1 protein-coding gene and 1 pseudogene are annotated in these 1479 nt (G+C 69.6%); one reads left to right on the plus strand and one right to left on the minus strand.

The features are described 5' to 3' along the window. The first annotated feature begins 112 nt into the window (after positions 1–112). A complete protein-coding gene (rodA, locus tag Y694_RS21790) occupies positions 113–1270 on the plus strand; it encodes a rod shape-determining protein RodA (RefSeq protein WP_011827680.1) in 1158 nt (385 codons plus the stop codon). Positions 1271–1286: 16 nt separating this feature from the next. On the opposite strand, the pseudogene Y694_RS26350 reads toward rodA, so the two are convergent. Then, a pseudogene (locus Y694_RS26350) lies at positions 1287–1479 on the minus strand (patatin-like phospholipase family protein); the annotation flags it as partial.

Here is a 1479-nt window from a genome sequence, read left to right on the forward strand (position 1 = left end):
CCCGCCTCCCAACCCGCCCCGGCGGCTTCGGCGCCCGGGGAGCGGCGGCAGCCCCGCCGGCGAAGATCGCCCAGGCGCCGGCGCCGACAGCACCGGCCGAGGCCACGAATCGATGAGCACCGTGTTCGACAAGCGTCCGTGGTGGCAACGTGCCGCCACCGTGTTCATGGGCTTCGACGGACCGCTGGCGCTGGCCATCGTGCTGCTGGCGGCCGCGGGCCTGCTGACCATGTATTCGGCCGGCTACGACCATGGCACGCGCTTCGTCGATCACGGCCGCAACATGCTGCTGGCCGCCGGCGTGATGTTCATCGTGGCGCAGCTCTCGCCGCAGCGCCTGGCGCAGCTGGCGGTGCCGCTGTACGTGCTGGGTGTGGCGCTGCTGATCGCCGTCGAGCTGTTCGGCGTGACGAAGAAGGGCGCCACGCGCTGGCTCGACCTGCAGGTGCTGGTGATCCAGCCCAGCGAACTGCTGAAGATCGCCACGCCCCTGATGCTGGCCTGGTGGTTCCAGCGCCGGGAAGGCCAGCTGCAGGCGCCGGACTTCGTGGTGGCCTTCGTGCTGCTGGCGGTGCCGGTCGCACTGATCGTGAAGCAGCCGGACCTGGGCACTGCCATCCTGGTGCTGTCGGGCGGGCTGTACGTGATGTTCTTCGCCGGCCTGAGCTGGGCGCTGATCCTGCCGGTGCTGGGGCTGGGCGCGGTCGGCATCGGCGGGTTGATCTGGTTCCAGACGCAGATCTGCGAGCCCGGCGTCGACTGGGTGTTGCTGCACGAGTATCAGAAGCACCGCGTCTGCACCCTGCTCGACCCGACCACCGATCCCTTGGGGAAGGGCTTCCACATCATCCAGGGCATGATCGCCATCGGCTCGGGCGGGGTCACCGGCAAGGGGTTCATGAACGGCACCCAGACCCATCTGGAGTTCATCCCCGAGCGCACCACCGACTTCATCTTCGCGGCCTTCTCGGAGGAGTTCGGACTGGCGGGCTGCGTGGCGCTGCTGCTGGGCTTCACCTTCCTGATCTTCCGCGGTCTGATGATCGCGTCGGACGCGCCGACGCTGTTCTCGCGGCTGCTGGCCGGCGCGATCACGCTCAGCTTCTTCACCTACAGCATGGTGAACATGGGCATGGTGACCGGCATCCTGCCGGTGGTGGGCATCCCGTTGCCCTTCATCAGCTACGGCGGCACGGCGATGGTCACGCTGGGTCTCGCGCTCGGCATCCTGATGTCGGTGGCGCGCAGCAAGCGGCTGATGCAGAGCTGAACGGCCGGCGACGGACTCAGCGCGGCGGCTTGCGTGGACGCTTGATCCAGCGCGACAGGAGGGAAGGCAGGCGCGGCCGCGCCACGGCTGGCCGCGCCGCAGGTGGCGCGGGCACTGGCGAGTGCACCTCGGGTACGACGGGTGCAATGGTTGCAGCGGGCGGGGCGACCAGCGCCGGCTCGTCGACCGCGGCATCGGCGGCGCTGCCG

Source organism: Methylibium sp. T29-B, assembly GCF_000576225.1.
Lineage (GTDB): Bacteria > Pseudomonadota > Gammaproteobacteria > Burkholderiales > Burkholderiaceae_C > Methylibium > Methylibium petroleiphilum.